General features: G+C 53.9%; 16 protein-coding genes. 12 read left to right on the plus strand and 4 right to left on the minus strand.

From position 1 onward, the window contains the following. From ruvB to FRD01_RS02845, 3 genes are read left to right on the plus strand one after another with little or no spacing between them, the layout of a single operon-like run. On the plus strand, positions 1–1,023 hold the full coding sequence (gene ruvB / locus FRD01_RS02835; protein WP_146957458.1) for a Holliday junction branch migration DNA helicase RuvB: 1,023 nt from the start codon (positions 1–3) through the stop codon (positions 1,021–1,023). 8 nt (positions 1,024–1,031) lie between these two features. Continuing rightward, the gene (gene folE, locus FRD01_RS02840) at positions 1,032–1,580 is read left to right on the plus strand and encodes a GTP cyclohydrolase I (RefSeq protein WP_249755950.1); all 549 of its coding nucleotides are present in this window, start codon (positions 1,032–1,034) and stop codon (positions 1,578–1,580) included. Next, on the plus strand, positions 1,577–2,491 hold the full coding sequence (locus FRD01_RS02845) for an NAD(P)/FAD-dependent oxidoreductase (protein ID WP_146957462.1): 915 nt from the start codon (positions 1,577–1,579) through the stop codon (positions 2,489–2,491). Before folE ends, FRD01_RS02845 begins: the two co-directional genes overlap by 4 nt. Here the strand turns inward: FRD01_RS02845 and FRD01_RS02850 are convergent. Beyond that, positions 2,464–3,486, minus strand: a complete 1,023-nt coding sequence (locus tag FRD01_RS02850; protein ID WP_146957464.1) for a tetratricopeptide repeat protein — start codon at positions 3,484–3,486, stop codon at positions 2,464–2,466. The genes FRD01_RS02845 and FRD01_RS02850 overlap by 28 nt on opposite strands. Positions 3,487–3,671: 185 nt before the next feature. On the opposite strand from FRD01_RS02850, the gene alaS reads away from it, so the two are divergent. After that, positions 3,672–6,296, plus strand: a complete 2,625-nt coding sequence (alaS, locus tag FRD01_RS02855) for an alanine--tRNA ligase (protein ID WP_146957466.1) — start codon at positions 3,672–3,674, stop codon at positions 6,294–6,296. Here alaS and FRD01_RS02860 read toward each other — a convergent pair. Continuing rightward, positions 6,293–7,546 (minus strand): serine/threonine-protein kinase, encoded by a 1,254-nt coding sequence (locus tag FRD01_RS02860; RefSeq protein WP_146957468.1) that lies wholly within the window; start codon positions 7,544–7,546, stop codon positions 6,293–6,295. The genes alaS and FRD01_RS02860 overlap by 4 nt on opposite strands. A gap of 128 nt (positions 7,547–7,674) precedes the next feature. On the opposite strand from FRD01_RS02860, the gene FRD01_RS02865 reads away from it, so the two are divergent. Continuing rightward, positions 7,675–9,048: a M16 family metallopeptidase gene (locus tag FRD01_RS02865; protein WP_146957470.1), complete on the plus strand. Its 1,374-nt coding sequence runs from the start codon at positions 7,675–7,677 to the stop codon at positions 9,046–9,048. Positions 9,049–9,059: 11 nt separating this feature from the next. Further along, positions 9,060–10,493: a M16 family metallopeptidase gene (locus FRD01_RS02870; protein WP_249755951.1), complete on the plus strand. Its 1,434-nt coding sequence runs from the start codon at positions 9,060–9,062 to the stop codon at positions 10,491–10,493. Between the two features lies 1 nt (position 10,494). Here FRD01_RS02870 and FRD01_RS02875 read toward each other — a convergent pair whose 3' ends face one another. Further along, positions 10,495–11,379 (minus strand): mechanosensitive ion channel family protein, encoded by an 885-nt coding sequence (locus FRD01_RS02875; protein WP_146957474.1) that lies wholly within the window; start codon positions 11,377–11,379, stop codon positions 10,495–10,497. After that, positions 11,376–14,561, minus strand: a complete 3,186-nt coding sequence (locus FRD01_RS02880) for an AAA family ATPase (RefSeq protein ID WP_146957476.1) — start codon at positions 14,559–14,561, stop codon at positions 11,376–11,378. Before FRD01_RS02880 ends, FRD01_RS02875 begins: the two co-directional genes overlap by 4 nt. A 31-nt stretch (positions 14,562–14,592) precedes the next feature. Between FRD01_RS02880 and FRD01_RS02885 the strand changes: the two genes are divergently transcribed. From FRD01_RS02885 to FRD01_RS02910, 6 genes are read left to right on the plus strand one after another with little or no spacing between them, the layout of a single operon-like run. Beyond that, complete coding sequence (locus tag FRD01_RS02885; RefSeq protein ID WP_146957478.1) at positions 14,593–15,645, plus strand: tetratricopeptide repeat protein; 1,053 nt, start codon at positions 14,593–14,595, stop codon at positions 15,643–15,645. Then, on the plus strand, positions 15,638–16,378 hold the full coding sequence (locus FRD01_RS02890; protein WP_146957480.1) for an ABC transporter ATP-binding protein: 741 nt from the start codon (positions 15,638–15,640) through the stop codon (positions 16,376–16,378). The genes FRD01_RS02885 and FRD01_RS02890 overlap by 8 nt, the downstream gene beginning before the upstream one ends. After that, positions 16,375–17,166 (plus strand): MlaE family ABC transporter permease, encoded by a 792-nt coding sequence (locus FRD01_RS02895; RefSeq protein WP_249755952.1) that lies wholly within the window; start codon positions 16,375–16,377, stop codon positions 17,164–17,166. Before FRD01_RS02890 ends, FRD01_RS02895 begins: the two co-directional genes overlap by 4 nt. Continuing rightward, on the plus strand, positions 17,166–17,990 hold the full coding sequence (locus FRD01_RS02900) for an MlaE family ABC transporter permease (RefSeq protein ID WP_146957482.1): 825 nt from the start codon (positions 17,166–17,168) through the stop codon (positions 17,988–17,990). The genes FRD01_RS02895 and FRD01_RS02900 overlap by 1 nt, the downstream gene beginning before the upstream one ends. After that, a complete protein-coding gene (locus tag FRD01_RS02905) occupies positions 17,968–18,606 on the plus strand; it encodes a hypothetical protein (RefSeq protein ID WP_146957483.1) in 639 nt (212 codons plus the stop codon). The genes FRD01_RS02900 and FRD01_RS02905 overlap by 23 nt, the downstream gene beginning before the upstream one ends. Continuing rightward, positions 18,606–19,355, plus strand: a complete 750-nt coding sequence (locus FRD01_RS02910) for an ABC transporter ATP-binding protein (protein ID WP_249755953.1) — start codon at positions 18,606–18,608, stop codon at positions 19,353–19,355. The genes FRD01_RS02905 and FRD01_RS02910 overlap by 1 nt, the downstream gene beginning before the upstream one ends. Positions 19,356–19,361 lie beyond the last annotated feature (6 nt).

Below are 19,361 nucleotides of genomic sequence, written 5' to 3' on the forward strand. Positions count from 1 at the left end.
ATGTCCAGAAACTCAAACATTGAACACACTCAACTCGGCGGGGCCGAGGAGGAATTTGAACAGAGCCTGAGGCCGCTAGGTCTCGATGAGTTCGTGGGCCAGGTTTCGATCCGTGAAAACCTGAACGTCATGGTGCAGGCGGCAAAGATTCGGGGCCAAGCTCTCGACCACATCTTGTTCTCTGGACCTCCGGGGCTAGGAAAGACCACGCTAGGTCATATTATCTCGCGTGAACTTGGCGTCACGATGCACCTGACCAGTGGCCCGTCGCTCGAACGCAAGGGCGACCTCGCCGGCATTCTCAGCAGTCTTGAAGAAGGTGACGTGCTCTTTATCGACGAATGCCATCGACTCAACACGGTGGTGGAAGAAAACCTCTACCCTGCGATGGAGGATTTCTACTTTGACATTGTCATTGGTGAAGGTGCGGCGGCGCGTTCGATGAAGCTCAATCTGCCGAGGTTCACCCTCGTTGGCGCCACTACGCGCGCAGGACTGGTCTCAGCACCTCTTCGAGACCGTTTTGGCCTCGTCACTCGACTCGACTACTACACTCATGAAGACCTGACGCGAATCGTCAGTCGTTCCGCAGCCATCTTGAACATGAATCTCACCATTGAGGGGGCATCCGAGATCGCGCGACGCTCAAGGGGTACGCCGAGGATAGCGAACCGCCTGCTTCGACGGGTTGGAGATTATGCGCTCGTTCATCAGTCGAAGACTATTGACCAAGAATTAGCCGCCTACGCACTCTCGAAACTCGCCGTGGATTCACTCGGGTTTGATTATCTCGACAGACTTTATCTGGATGCGCTGGTCTCCAAATTCGACGGTGGTCCTGCAGGACTCGACACTCTAGCCGCCGCGATCGGAGAGGAAAAAGACACCATCGAAGAAGTGGTGGAACCGTTCCTTTTGCAGTTGGGATTCATCCAACGTACTCCACGTGGCCGTGTGGCGACTCGGCAGGCGTTCGAGCACTTAGGCATAGCCCTACCCTCCAAACAGGGCTCTTTGGTTTAGGACAAGATTTGACTACCCCTGAGCGACATTTCCAAGACTTCCTTGAGGCCCTTGGGCTGAGCGCCGAGAAAGACCCTGAACTGGCCGAAACTCCTCGACGTGTCTCTGAACTCCTCGCCGACCTCACAGCATCGGCCAAACTTGACCCTCCTCAACTCTCGACCTTTCCGGCTCAAAACCACGAGACGGTAATCGTGGAGCACATCGAGTTTCGCAGCATGTGTGTTCACCACATGCTGCCATTTTTCGGCACGATTGATATCGCCTACATCCCTGACGCTCGACTCGCCGGATTCGGCGGCTTTTTGCGCGCCGTAGAATACGTAAGCCGTAAGCCTCAGGTGCAGGAGAGATTGGTCCAAGAGCTCGCCGATATCTTGCAAGACGCACTCTCCCCCAAAGGCCTGCTGATTCGCTGTCAAGCGCGTCAGATGTGCGTAGAAATGAGGCGAGACACCATCGCCAAGTTTACGTCATTTGCATCCACCGGAGAGCTGAGCGGTGGCCCGGAACGCGAAAGCGTCCTTAATCAGCTAGCTCAAAGGTCTTCCACGTGAAGGTTGGGGTTATTGGTGGCGGCCCTGCCGCCGTTTCGGCGATACTCTGGTTAGAAAAGTTTGGGGTGGAAGTTTTTTGGCTAAACGAGACCAAACTTGTGGGCGGAATGGTCCGGAAGACATTCAACCAAGTTCTAGACTTACCCATCCAACCCCATGAAGACCCGCGCAAAATTACTAGCGAGCTTGAAGTGCTTTCGAGAAAACTCAGCACACGCATGAACGTCGGTTGTTTAGAGGAGATCTGCAGCTCAGACGGACCTGTGACCCTGCAATACACCCAGGACGGCACAACATCAGCTCAAGAGGTTGCTGGGGTCATAATCGCCACCGGGACCTCAAAGAGGTTGCTCGATGTGCCGGGCGAAGCAGAACTCCTCGATTCACGAGTCTTTCAAAGTGCCAGCGCCCACAAGGATTCCTACAGCGGAAGGAAGGTCGCGGTGATAGGCGCTGGCGACGCAGCGTTCGAAGGGGCATGTCTCTTGGCCGAGGGAGGCGCTAGAGTCATTGTCTTCGTTAGAGCCGATATCAGCGCGCGAGGCGAGTTTGTTAAGCGGGCAGCGGAGCTCGGCGTCGAGGTTCGAAATGGGACTCAGGTCAGCGGCTTCAAAGAGAACTCAACTCTTGAAATCCAGGTGGAATCAACACAGGGCGCGCAAACGGTAGAGGTTGATGCGGCATTTGTCCGAATTGGAGTCTCACCAAACCTTCCCATATTTACGGGTCAATCTCCAAAGGTGGATAGAGAGGGTTATCTCTGGGTGGACGCCAACATGAACACAAGTGTTCCCGGCATCTGGGCTGCCGGGGACGTTAGATCCACCATATTGAGAAGTATTTCTACGGCGCTTGGAGACGGCGCTCTTGCGGCAGCGTCGGCCTACGCGTCCATGACGTCGAGAACCTGACGCACGATTGGCTTGGCTTCCTTGGAGGCTCCGATACGCTCATACCAATTCTCTCGAAGCACGGTAGGCCCTTGGGCCAAGACTTCGTCGAGTAGATTCTCAGTGCACTTCAAAAGATGCGCCTGCACCAGAGGATGCTCATAGCAACGAGCTAAGAACTCCCGCGCACCGATTGAGCGATTCCAAAGCTCGCCACAAGCCTCCTCAAACTCAACCGCATAGTTTTCGGACGCGAGGTACCCAGGCATCGAGGTCTCAGGTGAGTCCGGGCGACGAGTCAATCGATGCACAATATGCCGATTGCCCACGAAAGCCGCCAGAAACGCCAAGGCCGCATCTTCTCTTCGCCCCAGGTCAAAATACGCCAGGCCAAGGTTGTAAGAGACCGCAGGTTCCATAGGCACGAGCTCGTAGAACGAAGCCGCCTTCTGGATGTCGCCGCTAAAATGAGCGACCTCACCGGCGAGGTATCGGCATCCCGCGTATTCAGCAGGATTCATATCCGCAAGTGACTCGAAGAGCGCAAGCGCTTCCTCGTTTTCACCCAAACGGTAGTGCGCAAGCGCCTGCCCTTCCATCGCCCTCAGGAATGGTCGGTGACGAGTATCAAACCAGTCAGCATCGTCAGCGGGGAATGCGGTCACCACGGCCATACGGTAGTGATCTCGCGCAGCCGCAAAATCTCCAGTCTCCCACGCCACGAGGCCAAGATGATTGTGCAATTCTGAATCATCAGGGAAGTCCGCTATCGCAGCCTCAAGGATCTCGCGTGCCTCGTCCAAGCGCTCTTGTGCAATCGCTTCAAGTGCGCGCTGAAAATGCTTCTCCCGACGCTGGGGATCTGGGCGAGAATTCAAGAGTCGCTCGCTTTCTACATGCAGGGATTCGAGTAGCGCTCGGATCTGGGGTTGAGACTCATCTCGGATCTGATCGAGGGTCTCCATACCTTCCAGTAAACGCGCAACATCCGTCATCAATTCCAGCAATACTCGCATCAAATCTCCTCCGCGGGTTAAGGACAGAGTGCGAGCGGATCGAATTCAGGTCAAAAAATTTCAACCAATTTCTCAGGAAAAAGCTAATCCATCACATTAAACATAGGCATTTGGCACCGCATTCGTTGAGTTAGACTCGCTTTGGTGGTATGCCCTCGGTCCCAAAAATTGGCGCTAGGTGATGCATGAATTCCGACCAAATTAGACAAGCATATCTCGACTATTTCAAGAAACGTGAACACGAAGTTATCGAGAGTTCACCCGTTGTCCCTCAGGGCGATCCCACCCTGCTCTTCACAAACGCAGGAATGAACCAATTCAAGGATCTCCTGCTAGGAAATGAAGTGCGCGACTACAAGCGCGCAGCGAGCGTCCAGAAATGTATCCGTGCCGGCGGCAAGCATAACGACCTGGATGAGGTCGGAAAGGACGGACGCCACCTGACCTTCTTCGAGATGCTCGGAAACTGGTCTTTTGGCGACTACTACAAGAAGGCGTCGATCGAATGGGCGTGGGACTTTTGCTTGAACGTTCTCGAGCTCGATCCGGCGCGACTCTACGTCACCGTCCACAACGACGATGATGAATCCCTCGCTATCTGGAGAGACGAGATCAAGGTCGATCCAACTCACATTCTGAAGCTTGGAGACAAAGACAATTTCTGGGCGATGGGCCCCACAGGCCCATGCGGACCATGCACGGAAATCCACATCGATCTTCAGCCGGAAAAAGGCCCCTTCGAATTCCTCGATGGCTACGACCCGGACCGCATTGTCGAGATTTGGAATCTGGTTTTTATGGAGTCCAATCGACTTGAAGACGAGTCGCTTGAGCCACTTCCGATGAAGAGCGTGGATACGGGCATGGGCCTAGACCGCGTGGCTATGGTGAAAGCCAACACCAACAACGTCTTCCACACCGATCTCTTCAAGCCCCTGATGGCCAAAGCAGCCGAGCTGCTTGGGACTCCAGTCATCGATTGGCAAGAATTCTTCGTGTCAGAAAAGTTCACGAACTTCTCGGTCATTGCAGACCATATTCGAACCGTGACCTTTGCTCTCTGCGACGGCGCAAAGTTCTCGAACGATGGCCGAGGCTATGTGCTTCGACGTATCCTTAGACGCGCTGTGCGCTACGGCCGTGAGCTCGGCTTTGAAGGCCCGTTCCTGCATCAAATTGCAGCTGTGGTCGTGGAGAACTACGGCCACGTCTACCCAGAGCTCAAGACCGGTGGGTCTCGTGCCTCCGAAATGATTCGGCTCGAAGAGGAGCGCTTCTTCCGCAACATCGACCGCGGCATCGAGCTCTTCGAGCAAGCTGCTGCCGAATCCAAAGATGTGATTTCGGGAGCGCGGGTCTTCGAACTCCATGCGACCTATGGCTTCCCTCCTGACTTGACCGAGATCATGGCCGAAGAAAAAGGCCTAGGCATCGACAAGACCGAGTACGAGGCTCTCTGGGTCCAACACCAGAATGCGTCTCGTGGCAAAGACCTTTACGCTGACGCGGCAGGCGTCGGTGACTGGATTACTGTCCACGAAGGCCCAAGCAGCACGTTTGTCGGATACACGGACCTCGAGGCGAAGACGCGTGTCATGAAGTTCAGGCGCATCGATGAAGAGCGCTTCGAATTGGTCCTGGAAAAGACTCCGTTCTACGCGGAGTCCGGCGGCCAGGTCGGGGACAAAGGAGAAATCCAGGTAGGAAATCTGCATTTTTCCGTATCCGACACTCAGAAAGCCCCAATCGGAATCCTGCATTCAGCCACGCTCGAAGATGGCGTTTTCACTGTGGACTCGCTCAAAGGCGAGGTCCTGGCGAAAGTAAACGCACATGAACGTTCCCTGATCATGGCCAACCACACCGCCACTCACCTCTTGCATGCGGCTTTGCGTGGGCTGGTCAGCGATGCGATCTTCCAAGCCGGCTCAATGGTGGCTCCAGAGAAGTTGAGGTTCGACTTCTCTCACCCGGAACCTTTGACAGCCAGCCAAGTCAAGGCTGTGGAGGATGCCGTCAACGCAGAAATCGCAAAGGCTCTGCCGGTCACGATTTTCGAAAACGTGGACCGCGAACGGGCCATCAGCGAGATGGGAGCCATGGCCATTTTCGGCGAGAAGTACGGGGACAATGTCCGCGTCGTCTCTATCCCCGGATCCGTTGAACTCTGCGGAGGCACGCACGTCTCCAATACGTCTGAAATTCGCCTCTTTCGTTTGGCTTCTGAGTCTGGTGTTGCAGCAGGTATACGCCGTATCGAGGCCGTCACATCTCAAGGCGCGCTTTTGGCGGTCGCCGACGACAGAAACAAAATCAAGTCTGTGGCAAACGTCCTCAAGGCGGATGTCCATAACCTTGTGGAACGTGCTCAAAACCTTGTGGCCGAAAAAAGCGAGCTCGAGAAACTTGTCGAGAAGCTTCAGCAAAAACTCGCCTCTCAGGAGTCTGCAGACCTTCTCAAAGACGCCGTAGAAATCGATGGCATCACGGTCATCTCAAAGGCTATTCAGGTCGAGAACAGGGACCAACTCCTCGCGTTCGCTGATGCGTTGCGCTCGAAGCTCAAGCTAGGCATCGTGCTTTTGGGCACCGAACTCGAAGGCAAGGCTGCCTTGATTTGTCTGGTCACCGACGAGGCGTTCAAGTCGAAAAAGGTCAAAGCTGGAGACCTGATTAACGCCGTGGCTCCATTCGTGGATGGTCGAGGAGGTGGACGCCCCACCCTCGCTCAGGCGGGCGGTAGCAAGCCCGAAGGCATTCCAACCGCCATCGCCGAGTTCGAATCCAAAGTTCGCGAGCTCTTGAGTTAGGCTAGCATCAGGTATCCGAGAAGAGAGAGGCAGACTACAGCGAGCAAAACAATGCCAATTCGCATTGCGGCCAACTCTTTTCGGAGGTCGTCTCCGGCATCCTGAGGCTCCGGAGGAAGTGGCACTGGCGTTTCTCGAAACACCGGCCTCTCACCCGACTCTCGCTCACGGGTCGCCAACTCAAGAGTTGTTTCAGCAAGCCCCTCCTCCTCTGAGGTGAGTTCGCCCATCTTCTCAAGTTCCTCGATGGATTGGCCCTCGAGCAATGTATTCGCCACAGCCTGCCGCTCGTCTCGGAACATGGCGGCTACGTAGGTTCCAAGACCTTTCCGGATATCTTGCTGCTCCGAAACCATATCGAGAAACTTATTGAGGTCATCGCGCATATCGCCCGCAGTTTTGTATCTTTGGAGCGGATCGCGATCGAGGGCCTTCATAATCACATTTTCCAAAAAGGGCGTGATCTCAGGCCGAAGAGTCCGTGGCAGCGGAATCTCTTCTTCGGTAATCGCCTTCAAGACTTCCGGCTGGGATGACCTTCTAAAGAGGCGATATCCCGTCGCGAGCTCGTAAAGGATGATTCCCATGCTGAAAATATCAGAGGCTGGACGGGCGGGTTGCCCCATCGCCTGCTCGGGACTCATATAGGCGAACTTACCGCCAGTCAGACTATCCCCTTCTTCATCGAACCCCAGAATATTAGCGATGCCAAAGTCAAAAAGCATGGTCACGCCATGATAGGTAACCATCAAGTTTTGAGGGCTGATATCGCGGTGAACCACACAGAAATGGCGGTTATCCAGGTCGCGAAAATGATGGACGTAATGAAGTCCAGCGCAGGCATCTGCGACGATTTGAGCGATCTGTTTGAGTGTGGGAGGACTCTTTCGCTGGTAGCCGCGCTGCGCGATATCCGCAACAGTCTGGCCAGAGATAAAGTCCATCATCATGCAATGCTCACCCTCTACCAACCGTGCGTCATGAACATTGATGACGTGGGGATGATGGAAGCGCGACGAGATGAATGCTTCGCGATAGAACATGCGCACAAAACGCTCGTCGTCTTTGCGATTCCCCGGCATTGCCTTGATCACAACTGGCCTGGTGTAGCCCTCGGGCCCGTGCTTCATCGCGAGAAACACCTCGGATTGCCCGCCCACAGCGAGGCGGCGAAGCAATACGTAATCTCCAAGTCGTCGGTTAATTACCATCGAGTCGGCCTGACCGACCGTGGGGGCAAGAGCATTCATGGAACTCGCGACATTCTAAAGAGAGTCTAAGTCCTGTCAATTTCAATATCTGCCTTCTACCAGAGAAGAAATTCCAACTAAACTATGTTATAGCCCAGCAGGACTCAGCGCGAGCCGAAGGAGACACTATGAAATTTTTGAGCTACTTGGTCATCAGTTTGGCCCTCTTCTGGTCAAACACTGGCTTTGGCCAAGATATCCAGAAACGCACATTGAGAAATGGCCTAGACGTGGTGGTTATCCCCTCAAGCGTGGTCCCCGTGGCGACGATTGAGATTACAGTCAAGAATGGCGCGTTCACTGAACCGCCCGAGTTCAACGGCCTCAGTCACCTCTACGAGCATATGTTCTTCAAGGGGAATGCGCTTATCCCTAATCAGGAAGCGTACCTTAAGCGGATCCGAGAACTCGGAATCGTCTTCAACGGCACCACCAGCACCGAACGGGTGAACTATTTCTTCACCCTGCCCTCGGACAAAGTCCTCGATGGTCTCGAATTCATGCGAGCCGCCATTACCTCACCCAGGTTTGACGAGGCGGAGTTCCAAAAGGAAAAACAGGTCGTCTTGGGCGAGGTCGATCGAAATGAGTCCAACCCTTATTATTGGCTCAGCCGGGCCATCAACGAGAAGCTCTGGTACGCCCATCCGACCCGAAAGGACCCTCTGGGTGACCGCCAGTCTATCATCGACGCGACGACCGCTCAGATGCGTCAGATGAAGGACACGTATTATGTTCCGAACAACGCCGTATTGATGATCACTGGGGATGTCCAAGCCGAACAAGCCTTCAAGATGGCTGAAGACGTCTTCTCATCTTGGACCCGTGGCCGCGACCCATTTGCGCGAAATCCTGTCCCTGCTCATCCTCCGCTCAAAAAGAGCGAAGCGGTATTGGTGGTCAAGGACGTTCAAATGCCATCCGTGTCGTTCAACTGGCACGGACCAAGTGTGGACGCCGACCCCAAAGCGACGTTCGCAGCTGATGTACTCAGCTACATCATCGCGCAACCCTCGTCGCAATTTCAAAAGAACCTCGTAGACTCGGGTATTACGCTTAACTCCTACCTGAGCTACTACACACAGCGTTATACCGGCCCCATTTCACTTTCGGCTCAGGTGCAGCCCGATAAACTCGAAGATGCGATTCAGTTTCTCCTGCGCGAAACCGAGAAATTCAGCTCGCCCGAGTATTACACGGACGAGCAGCTTGAGTCTGCAAAAACGCTCCTCGTTATCGATGACCTGTACGGCCGAGAGCAGATGAGCTCTTTCACTCACACGGTCTCGTTCTGGTGGGCAACAGCAGGGCTCGACTACTACCTGAACTACCTTGATGGACTGCGCTCAGTGACCCGCGACGACATCAACCGGTATGTAGCCATGTACATCCGAAATCGTCCTTGGGTTCTCGGAGTAATCGCGTCGCAAGCAGTTGTGGACGCCAAGCAAGTTAACGAAACCAAACTCCTAAATCTGGGCGAATCCGCCATTTCCAAATGAGAAATCGACCCATGAAGAATACTTTTTTGATCATGTTTTTAGCGTTCCTCAGCGCGTGTTCGGCCAGACCTGAGCGTTTCGAGGAGGGCACGGCCGAAGAGGCTCTGAACAACGAGACTGCCCAGGCCGAGGTTGTTGAAGAGGAATTGCCGGAACTCGAACCGCTTAAACTCCTCAGCACAGAACCTCAGGTCTCTCTGATAGGAACGATGGGCATGACCCAGAAGTTCAAGGTCGGCGATATCACCGTGATTCACCGAGTTACACCGGCGAATCAGGTCGTGGCTGCTCGGGTCTATATCGACGGAGGGGCTAAGAACCTGACGCCAGAGACTCAGGGTATCGAGCGTCTTGCGCTCGACGTCTCAGCCAGCGGCGGAACGCTCAATATCCCGCGAGATGAGTTCACTTCTAAGCTCAATAGTATGGGCTCAGAAGTCTTCTCGTTCGCTGATAGAGATTTTTCGGGATACGGCATGAAATCCGTTGTCGAGAACTTTGAGACGACATGGGAACTTATGGCAGAAGCGGCCTTCTATCCGGCATTCCCACAAGAGGAGATCGACGTTCGACGCCAGCAACAACTCGCCGAAATCGCGTCGATCACTGAAGATCCTGACTCTCGAGTTCAGTACGAGGCATCACGACTCTTTTTCAAAGGCCACTCCTATTTCAATCTGCAAATCGGTGTCGCAGAAAACCTGCAAAGGGTCTCTTCGCGCAAACTCGCCCACTATCACCGAGGCCTGCTCAAGCCCGAGCGAATGTTGATTGTGGTCGTCGGTAACGTACCGACGTCGAAACTCACAGACATGATTAAATCGTCCTTCGCAAGGCTTCCGTCCACAGGCGCTGAGCCCGTTCAGCCGGAGGCGTTCACCTCCGAGGCTGGCGTCGAGATCGTAGACCAGGACCTTCCTACGAACTATGTACTCGGGTACTTCGAAGCCCCCAAACCAGGAACTCCGCAATACCCGGCAATGGTTGTCACCATGGAGTTCCTGCGCGACCGACTCTTTGAGGAAGTTCGCACGAAGCGCAATCTTACTTACGCTGTGTCAGCGGGTATTGGGGCCAATCGCTCTAACTACGGCTATCTCTACGTCACGGCTACCGACCCCGTCACAACCATGGGAGTTATCTTCGACCAGATCGCCGAAGTTAAGCTGATGCAAATCCCCAAACAAGAGCTCGACCAGGTCGTCAACGTTTTCCTCACCGAACACTACATGAATCTGGAAACCAACGGAGGCCAAGCTTCAATGCTAGCCAGAGCCGAGTTGATTTCGGGCGACTGGAAAACGGCAGAGGCATTCTTGGCCGAGGTTCGTGCTGTGACGCCGGAAGATGTGCAAATGGTGGCTCAGCGTTATCTGACCAACTTCCGTTTCGGTGTTGTTGGAAAAGCTTCCGCTCTGAACGCTAAGACCTTCCAGCCTCGCTAATTCACACGGAAGGGCTTCTAAAGGCCCTGGCAGACTCAATCTCTTCTTCAACCCTGAACTGTCTTGCGTGGGGATAGACGATCTTGTTTTCGCGAAATGCGCGCTTCACTCGCTGGGTGATGTCTGTCACGAACGCTTCTTCATATCTCACGTCGATGACGTAAGCCTTACAGGTGAGCGTGGTGATGTAGTGATTGCCCTCTACGGCATCCTTTAACTCGACCTGAACCGGCTTTGGCAGATAGACGTAGCGCGACGTAACGCAGGCCTCGTAAGCGATTTGGCGTGCAAGGTCGAAGTCTTCGGAGATCGAGATGTAGAACTTGACCACGACCATCATGTCGAGGGCACCAGAGTTGCCGCACGAAACCACGTCGGTCAGGAATTTGTTGTTTGGAATCGAGACTTCGTTGTCATCCAAGGTTGCGATCCTGACCACCCTCAGACCGATTTCTTTGACCTCTCCGTACGTTTCTCCGAATTGGACCCGGTCTCCAACTTGGAATGGCCGGTCAATCAGAATCAGGATTCCTGAGACGATACTTGAAGCCATGTCCTTCATCGCGAAACCGAACGCCACCAAGAGCGTGGTTCCAAGCCCGTAAAGAGCTGTCTTGTCGCCCGCAAGCAGGGTCACTGCCGCAAGGTAGCTCGCGATACCAAAGATCGCGATCCGGGCAAAGCTCGAGAGCTTCTTCATGAGAAGGCGCCGCTTTGCCTGCCCTTCGCCCAGTCGGTCCAGCGTTGCCGAAATGAAGCGATTGACCAGGAAGGCCACCGCGACAATCGTGAGCGTAGTTATCAGACGACCTACGTCGAAGAACTCGATCGCTGCCGCGATTTCTTCGGGCTTCGGCTCTAATTGTGCGAGGATGAATGTATTCATGAATATAGGAAATTTGAGTTTTTAAGATGACGAATAACTTGTCGAAAATAGAGTGGTGCGAGCTTCACCCGCCCCTTCCCCGCCGCAATAATGACACCTCGGGAATCGAAGTAATTGACTGCCAGTGCACAAAACGAGCGCTCAAGATTGGTGATTTCCGAGATTTCTTCAACGCTCAGCTCTCCATGCTGAGCAACCGCGGTGAGGACGAACCAGTGGCCATCATCCCGGGCTTCCATATCCGAAGTCTTGGGCCGCTTGAAAAGTCCTACCTCAAGCACCGTCTCATCACGCAATCTCAGGCTGCGCAGCCAATAGAGCATCGCAAGTCGCGGATTGCCCCCCGAGAACTCATGGAGATATTTAAAGAACCCGCTCGAAGTCTTCACCACATCAACGTAGGCGGTTTGATCCTGAATCTCGGCATCGACCATCATCTCGGTGTAGCTCAACTCGTACCCCGAGAGCGCGTGCCTCTCCTCAATCATTTTCTGGATTTCTTCGCGCGACCACATTTCCATTCGTATCACTTTTCCAAACATGTGCTGCCGACTGCGCACTCTATTCACGTAGTCCCAAGCAAACAGATTAAATGTTAGAAGCCAAAAATGCTTCGAGTCTGTCAACGTCACAACTTGCAACAACGTGTCCAATCCCACAAAGCCGCCAATGGTTCTCATATACATGTGGTGACAGTCGTCCAAAATGATGACTCTGGGCTCCATCTCAAGAATCAAAGCGACCAATTCCTCCACCGCAGATGGGGGCTCCTCAATTCCCAACAAGGTGCAGATCTCCTCGATGGTGTCCGACTTGGACTTTGATTTGGTTGAAATTTCGAGACGTGTGACTTCAAGTGAATCAATCGAAGACGCAAAAGTCGACGTCAAGGTAGACCGCCCCATCCCCACCTCGCCGACAAGTGCCACCGAGCCTTGCTCTCGGCCGCTTTGCCAGTCTTCAAACGCCACTTTCAATGAACTCAAGTCACGCTCTTTGACCACGGGACTCTGGGTTGGGCAGTCGCCAAAGGGCGAAAAGAGTTCCCGGTAGTCAGTGGGTACATCTTCAGGCTGCCACTCTCTATGGTCGGATTTGCTTTCATTGGCTTGAAGCTCGATCCGCTTTCGAAACCAAAAGTTTGTCACTGTCGAGTACCACTCGGTATCAACCAAATATTGCCGACCGAGTCGCACAAGCTCCACGACAACGATGTAGACTGTCGCGGCCGCTACGATGAGCACCCCGTAAAACCTGTCCTTATGTTCATTGACTAATGTCACAGCCCTCGGAAGTTTTGGGCCAGCAATCTCGGTAAAGAGCTCTGCAATCTCGTTTCGCCAAGTCGCAATGACCCAGTACACGATAAGCGCCAGGACAAGGTACGCGCTAAGCTCCACCACATGTGTGAGCACCGAAATGCCCAGAAATTCTCGTAATCCTGCGGGTATCAGCGTGGCCAACAACCAGAAAAGCGCCACGACTCGGGCGCTTCTCACAAGCTTTCGTCCGCGCTCTTCGCCAAGGTCAAACCACGAAACATTGTCTTGGAGTTCCAGCCCTAGCCCGATTGAGTATTCCGCCTGTCTGATGCTCCTTGGCAGGAAGACCGCACGCGCGAAAGCGTTTATCGCGCTGTAAACAAACACCCATTCGATGACGGTCTCGGCGTAGCTGAACTCGGGAAAGCTATCCGTGAAATACTGCATCGGGTACATCACCGCTTTGAAGATGATGAACGGCCTCGCCAGCGCAAACGCGATCTCCAAGAGCGTAGCCACTTTGCCGGGCCAACGCCTAAACGTGCGACCTCGGATGGCGCGCTCGTATAGCCAGTGAAACCCTACCGACAACCATTTCAGGCTCACGAATACAAGAATTAGAAAGATAACGATGCGAGTCGCGAGCCCGAAGAGCCAAGTGAAGATATCCACCGAAAACCCAAGCTCCATGACTTCCGCACTTCGTTGACGGCCCCAGTGGAGAACCCGCTCCGCTGCAATCTCAAAACTAATGCTCGCGTCGCGAAAAGTCTCATCGCTGAATCCGAAAAGTCCGGTTTGCGCGCTAGAACTCGTAAGATCGAGCATGTCAGCCATCGTACTCGAGTAGAATCGAGCACGCTGATTTACCGCCGAGATTCGTCTCTCCCAAAATGCGCTCATCTGGCTCGCAGTGTCGAGTTCCTTGACTCTAAGGTCTACCTCGGCTTGGGCCACCGCAATTCGTTGTTTGATAAGTTCGCTTGAACCCTCCTCCACACGTGCTTGCTCGGCCGCCAAATTCTGAGTTGCGCGGTTTAGACTTTCTCTAAGAGTGGCACTCTCTGATTCTAGTTTTCGCCACTCTCGAAACGATTCCAGCAGAGTTTCGCGCGCGACCCTGCGCCTAGACAAGACATCTGCAAAGAGTGCATCCGCCTTGTCTACTTTGGCCTGCGTGGGCGGCATTTCTTTGACTTCATCCAATCCATTTAGAATCTTACCCTTCCACTCGGAGTAGACCTCCGTCTCAGAATCTTCGAGCTTCTGCAACGCAGAGATCTTCTCATTGGCGAGTCGTGTCGCAGCCAAGACTTCTTCGGCCAACTCTCTCTCGCGCTGTAGGAGTTGACGCATTGCCGCATCGCGAGCCATTGCTTCACGCGCGAGAGCCTCCTCAACCCTGTTCTCAGCATCTCTCTCAGCATCCCTCGCCTTTGTTTCCCGTTCTTCGCGCTCTTTCGCGGCCCCTTCCAAATTCTCCAGTGTGGCAATCTGAGCTTCGACAGATGCCAGTTCGCTCTTGACCGCGCCCAATTCCGCTCCGAGTAGTTCGAGCCCAGATGCCAGAAAAGCGATTTCAGTCTTTGCCTGAGCGAGTCTAACGGGCTCGCCATTTTGCTCGCTCAAAAGCTCGAATTTGGCTTCTTCCCTGATGACATTGCGCTCTAACTCAGCCTTTTTTTCTTCGAGCTTAGCAATATCCTCAACGATTGAGCTCTTTAATAAGCGACCCGCATCAAGGCTCTCTACCTTGAGCTCTTCAGGGGTCTGGTCCGCCACCGTGTTCGCAAGAGTGTCAACTTCCGGGCTCGGCGTCTCGACTTTAGGTTGATCCTCGGTTAGGGTCTCCTGCGCAGAAACAAGGTTCCATGCGCTCCCAACAACGACCAGCGTTAGAATCCAAAGTATTTTTCTCATCCACCACATCTCTACTTCCGTGCTCCGGTACATGCGATTAGACCGCACTCAGTGGAAAATACAAGCTCTGACCGCACTCTTTGTGTTGTCTACAGGGGCATGTAGCGTGAATCGACCCTCTGAGCAGTGGGAAAACGATGTCCTGGAGGCGCAAACCCAACTTGACCGTGGGACTCTCAAAGATCTGAAGCCACTCGAAGACGCCGTTCAATCCGCCCCCGATGAGCCCCGGAAACGCTGGGCGATAAGACAATTGGCGGAGCGTCTTCTCGAAGAAAAAGATAACGAGGCGGCAGAAAAATATCTGTTGGCCCTGACCGAACCACCTATCATCGACCCGCATGGCGCATGGGCGATGTACCAACGATCTTTGCTTCAAAAATCTAAGGGAAATGATCGCGAAAGCTTGAGCCGACTCTTTGCAACAATTCTCAAGTATCCAAATGAGATTCCAGCTGAGTGGGCCTTAGAAGACTTGAAGAAGCGCTATCTCGCCAGCGAGAGCTTCGAGGGTTGGGACGCTGTCTTGAAGCGAATGTACCCGTGGATTCAAGCGTCGATGCTCGCCGAGAACCTGCTCTTTGAACGTGGAAGAAATTACGACGTCAACCTCAGAGACCCAGACCGCGCGATGAAAGTCTATGCCCAAATCTGGGCAGACCACCCCGAAGAAGCACTCGCCGACGACGCCATTTGGGAGATCGCTCAAATTCAAGCGCGAGTCCAAAACTGGAACGCAGCGATCCACAACTTCATGATTTTGACCGAAAGCGGCGAATCATCATGGTTCGTGGGCACATACAATTCGCAGTGGTTGGATGACGCAATCCTCGAAGTCGCACACGCGTGGGTTCATCTCGGTGAACATGAAAAGGCGAGCCAATGGTTCTTGAGGTTTGTGGACGAGTACTCAGACAGTCTGCGCGCGCCTTATGCATTATGGCTCGGAGCCGAATGCTACAGGCTCATGGGAGCCGACGAACACCATCTTTCACTGATGAAGCGCCTTACACGCGAATATCCCGACTCAAAATGGGCGCGGCGCGCCTCGGCACGACTCGGTCCGGGAGGTGGCGATGATTAAAGTCGAAAACATCACCAAACTGCACATGGGGGAGCCGGTTCTCCAAGACGTTTCTCTGGAGATTCGCGAGGGGGCAAACCTCGGGCTCATCGGCCCAGGTGGCGCCGGAAAGTCACTTTTGGTGAAGATCATCTGCGGTCTGGTGCGACCCGAAAAAGGTCGCGTAACCATTGACGGAACGGATGTCTTTTCGCTCAATGAAATCGAGCTTGCAGACCTCAGATTCAAAATCGGAATGCTTTTTCAGAACTACGCTCTCTTCGACTTCATGAACGTTGGGGATAATATTGCGTTTCCTCTGAGGCAGGCCGGAAAACTCACGGAAGAAGAAATCGGCGCGAAAGTTCAAGACATCTTGACTTCAGTTGACCTCCCTACAATCGCGGCCAAGTACCCCAATGAACTCTCTGGCGGTATGAAGAAACGCGTCTCTTTTGCGCGAGCAGTCATTCCACAACCGCCTATCGTCTTCTACGATGACCCCACCGCAGGACTTGATCCTGTCACCAGCTCCAAGATTTTCATCTTGCTGAGAGAGATGAGGGATAAGCGCGGTGTTACATCGATTACGATTAGCCACGATATCGAGGGAATTAAGGATATCTGTGATAACTTCGCCCTGCTAGACAAAGGAAAGTTGGTTTTTCTGGGCGACCGTAGTCAAATCGAAACCTCCGAAATCCCGATTGTCCGGCAATTCTGGGATGGATTCAGCGATGATGAGCTAGGATGAGCGCAAAAGACAAATTGCTCGTGGGCGGAATCGGAGGATTTGGAAGTGTCTTCATGTCCGTGTCTCACGCTATTGGTACGATGGCGCTCCTACTCTTGGAGATCGTGCGCTGCACGCTCCCTCCGAAGCTCGACGGGCCGGAAACATGGCGAAACATGTATCGCGTTGGGGTCAAGAGTTTCCCGATTGTCGTGGTGACGGCTGCACTCACGGGCGCCATCATGGTGATCCAATCAGGTATGTATATCGAGCAATACGGGGCCTACGGACTACTCGGTTGGGGTGCCGGTTATTCGGTGTTCAGAGAGGTCGGTCCCATCATGATTGGATTGATGTTCTCAGGCCGCGTCGGCGCGAACAATACAGCAGAGCTTGGCACCATGAAGGTCACCGACCAAATCGATGCCCTTCGCGCACTCGCCATCGACCCCATCTCGTACCTCGTCATGCCGCGCATTTTTACAATGATCGTCATGATGTTCCTGCTGGTGATCGTGGGAGACTTTGTGGCTCTCGTCGGCGGAGCCATTACGAGTCAATATCTCCTGGGGGTGAGCGTCGAACTCTTCGCCTGGAGTGTGATCGAATACGTTGGACTCAACGACTTTTTCCACGGCCTTTACAAAGCCGTGGCCTTCGGCTTCGCCATCGCCGTCATCTCCTGTAACGCAGGCCTGAACACGAGTGGCGGCGCAGTGGGCGTTGGTCGCGCCGTAAACAACTCAGTGGTTGGAAGCGCTATCGCCATCTTCGTTTTGGATTACCTCATCACCTACCTGGATACCTGATGTCAGCTGAGCCGACACAACATTCGGGAGCGCTTTGGTACGAGAAAGTCCTCGGGTCTATCGGTGAGCCGTTTCTCGAGATCTACGCGATCAACAAGGGCATTTTCCGAACGTTTCTTCTGACCGTCTATTACACCCTAAAGGCACCTAAGAATTGGCGAACGGTCTTCGAACAAATGTACGAGATCGGCAACCGCTCTGTGGTTTTCATCGCCTTTACGCTCGGTTTCCTCGGTATGATCTTGGTCTACCAGGCCGGATTCCAGGCCATGCGAATCACGGGCGACCTGCAGCTTCTAGGCGCCCTTTTCCTCCAATTGCTGCTGAGGATCTTCGCTCCAACCATTACCGCCATGATGCTTGCCACTCGCGTCGGAAGCGGCATCGCTGCCCAAATCGGCTCGATGGTCGTCACTGAACAAGTCGACGCGTTGAGAATGTGTGCCGCACAGCCCGTCCAATACCTTGTGGTTCCTCGCTTCATCGCCTCAACAATCATGACCATCGCGCTCACCATTTTCGCGGTCCTCGTGAGTTGGATCTGCGGTGCGGTCGTTGCGAACGTAGCCTTTGGTGTGAACTACCTGACCTTCTTTGATTTCGGATTTGTCGACTGGTTCGACATCATCATTTGCCTCACCAAAGCGCTTGCGTACGGCATGGCGATTCCAATCATTGCATGTGAGGCCGGGCTCGTGGTCACAGGAGGCAGCGAAGGCGTCGGACGCGCCACAACCTCCGCGGTGGTCAATTGCAGCCTCGCTGTCGTCATCTTAGACTTCATCATCTCAGGAGTTGGTTATGTGGTCCTCTCGATCCTTTAAGACTCTCCTGAGTCTTGCCATCTTACTCTTCACTCTTCCGGTTGACGCGTTCTCTCCACCAAAAGTGGGCCAGCAATACCTGAGCTTTGGACTCTCGCTCGAGCCGGGCTTTATGACCGATGATGCCGCTCCTGACGCTCCAGGACTCGGTTCCCCGTCGCTCAATTTTGGCCATTCACTTCGATTGGGATTCCATCATTTCGTCTCCAATCACGTGATGGCCGGAGCCGAAGCCAATATCGGCTACACCTTCTTCAACGAACACACGGCAAACTCAGACGGGCTTGCGGCGAGCGAAAAGGCGTTCTCGTGGCAACTCGGGGTCGTCAATCGACTCTTCATCTCCGAGGACTCGGAAGGATTTTTTGGAGCGCTGGGCCTGCACATCTTCCGAGCTTCTTTGGACGACGCTCCCCTCCTCTCTTTTGGAGGTGATATCCGCCTCGGTTGGACTTTCTGGTCGGGCGAAGAGTTCGCCCTTATTGAAGTTGGCTACGCAGTCCCAGTGATTCAAGGCCTATCATTCCCAACGGATTTTTCCGGAATGCAAGAGTCCCCAGCCGAACAAGATTGGGGCTTGCATCGCACCAGCATCAGTATCGTCTGGGGGTTTTAGTGGGTCGTATCGAGTTCAAAGGCATCGCCAAAGCGTTTGGGTCCCTTCACGTTCTCAGAGGCGTTGATCTGGTCGTTGAACCGGGTGAAGTCTTCTTCATCATTGGTCAATCCGGCGCCGGAAAATCCGTGCTCGTCAAGCATTTGATCGGTTTGATTCGCCCAGACGCCGGTCGAATTTTCCTCGACGATGTGGACGTAACCGACCTCACCGAGAAGGAGCTCTACGACGTCCGTAAACGCTGCGCGATGGTTTTTCAGAATTCCACGCTCTTCGACTCGATGACGCTTCTCGACAACGTTGCACTTCCGATCCGAAAGCATAAGAGCGTCTCCACCAAAGACGCGCGCCAAATGGCGCTGGAGAAGCTAAAACTCGTGGGTATGGCCGACTATCATGACCGCTACCCCGCAGATTTCGGCGACGGAATGCGCAAAAAAGTCGCCATCGCGAGAGCACTCACACTCGACCCCGAGTACGTGATCTTCGATGAGCCAACGACCGGTATCGACCCTATCTCCGCCGCGATGGTCGACAAACTCATCCGACACCTCGCCGACCATCACGGCGTCACCAGCATCGTGATCTCGCACGACCTGCGTAGCATTTTCGGAATCGCAGACCGAATCGCCATGTTGTACAAAGGAAAGTTAATCCTTGATGGGACACGCGATGACTTCCGCAATTCTGCCGACCCAATCGTGCAGCAATTTATCACTGGAAACCCATCGGGCCCCATGGAGGTCTGAAGGTTA

The sequence above is a fragment of the Microvenator marinus genome, from assembly GCF_007993755.1.
GTDB lineage: Bacteria > Myxococcota_A > Bradymonadia > Bradymonadales > Bradymonadaceae > Allomicrovenator > Allomicrovenator marinus.

Coding starts and splice junctions, on each gene's coding strand:
- FRD01_RS02900 (WP_146957482.1), top strand. CDS start 17,166: ATGTCAGCTGAGCCGACACAACATTCGGGAGCGCTTTGGTACGAGAAA.
- FRD01_RS02875 (WP_146957474.1), bottom strand. CDS start 11,379: ATGAATACATTCATCCTCGCACAATTAGAGCCGAAGCCCGAAGAAATC.
- ruvB (WP_146957458.1), top strand. CDS start 1: ATGTCCAGAAACTCAAACATTGAACACACTCAACTCGGCGGGGCCGAG.
- FRD01_RS02890 (WP_146957480.1), top strand. CDS start 15,638: ATGATTAAAGTCGAAAACATCACCAAACTGCACATGGGGGAGCCGGTT.
- alaS (WP_146957466.1), top strand. CDS start 3,672: ATGAATTCCGACCAAATTAGACAAGCATATCTCGACTATTTCAAGAAA.
- FRD01_RS02850 (WP_146957464.1), bottom strand. CDS start 3,486: ATGCGAGTATTGCTGGAATTGATGACGGATGTTGCGCGTTTACTGGAA.
- FRD01_RS02895 (WP_249755952.1), top strand. CDS start 16,375: ATGAGCGCAAAAGACAAATTGCTCGTGGGCGGAATCGGAGGATTTGGA.
- FRD01_RS02860 (WP_146957468.1), bottom strand. CDS start 7,546: ATGAATGCTCTTGCCCCCACGGTCGGTCAGGCCGACTCGATGGTAATT.
- FRD01_RS02865 (WP_146957470.1), top strand. CDS start 7,675: ATGAAATTTTTGAGCTACTTGGTCATCAGTTTGGCCCTCTTCTGGTCA.
- FRD01_RS02885 (WP_146957478.1), top strand. CDS start 14,593: ATGCGATTAGACCGCACTCAGTGGAAAATACAAGCTCTGACCGCACTC.
- FRD01_RS02880 (WP_146957476.1), bottom strand. CDS start 14,561: ATGAGAAAAATACTTTGGATTCTAACGCTGGTCGTTGTTGGGAGCGCA.
- FRD01_RS02905 (WP_146957483.1), top strand. CDS start 17,968: ATGTGGTCCTCTCGATCCTTTAAGACTCTCCTGAGTCTTGCCATCTTA.
- FRD01_RS02870 (WP_249755951.1), top strand. CDS start 9,060: ATGAAGAATACTTTTTTGATCATGTTTTTAGCGTTCCTCAGCGCGTGT.